This is a genomic window from Mucilaginibacter sp. P4_G9 (assembly GCF_056400985.1).
Genome location: NZ_JBFUKF010000841.1, coordinates 1 through 937 on the forward strand (window position 1 = coordinate 1; position 937 = coordinate 937).

Sequence of the window (937 nt, forward strand, 5' to 3'; positions counted from 1 at the left end):
ATAATAAACAGTTGGCGAAAGTTTAATGCCGACTTTATCAAATCCTGTAACATCAACCAGTTCGTGCATAAAGCTGTTAAAAGCTCATTAAATGTTGAAGTATTCCCGCTAAGGAGCACAGGAAAAGTTACGTAGTACCCAACTTTACTGCAATAATCGAAAAACCTCTCTACAGTTAAGTAGAGAGATTTTTTTTGTAAAACATCAAAAGATTGACCACCAGCTTTTGGAATCAGAATTAAATCGTTTCGAAATAATTGGGGTTTAAGTTGAAGAACCCACTAAATCAATTTTTAGCGAACTATTTATTTCGAAGGAGCATAAGCGCCCGTAGTTAACCAGGTGATCCACGCCTTTTTTAATGCCGGATGGCTAAGCCGGAACGCATCAACTAAATCAGCGGCAATCTCGCTTGATCTCTGTTTACCAACTTTCTCAGGTATAAAAGATCTTAAGTGTGTTCAAATTGACCGTCAGCATAACACTGGTAAAGCCTCTACAACTTTACATTTTTACTTACGCGAATATCTCTGGATGAACTGCCTATCAGAATATTATATTGACCAGTATCAGCAACCCATATATTCTTTTTTTCATCATAGTAAGAAAACGAATCCTGATTAAGAGTAACGCTAATCTCTTTGCTTTCTCCAGGTTGCAAAAACACCTTTTTAAACGCTTTTAGTTCTTTACCAGGGCGATCAACAGATGGTTTGGCTTGTTTTACGTATAACTGTGCTACTTCAGCACCTGCAAGCTTACCGGTATTTCTTATCATAAATTTAACTACTGCTTTTTTACCTGTACCTTTTTGCACAGTAAGCTTACTATAGTCAAATGTGGTATATGATAAACCATGCCCAAAAGCAAACTGGGGTTCAATTTTATAGGTATCAAAATACCGGTAGCCTACAAATATGCCTTCATTATAATGTAC

Annotated in this window: 1 protein-coding gene; it reads right to left on the minus strand. The window is 36.6% G+C overall.

Annotated features, from left to right (window positions below):
* Positions 1–496: 496 nt before the first annotated feature.
* Positions 497–937, minus strand: a 441-nt coding sequence (locus tag AC1DPZ_RS28045) for a fibronectin type III-like domain-contianing protein (RefSeq protein ID WP_477409720.1), incomplete at its 5' end; no start/stop codon positions are given.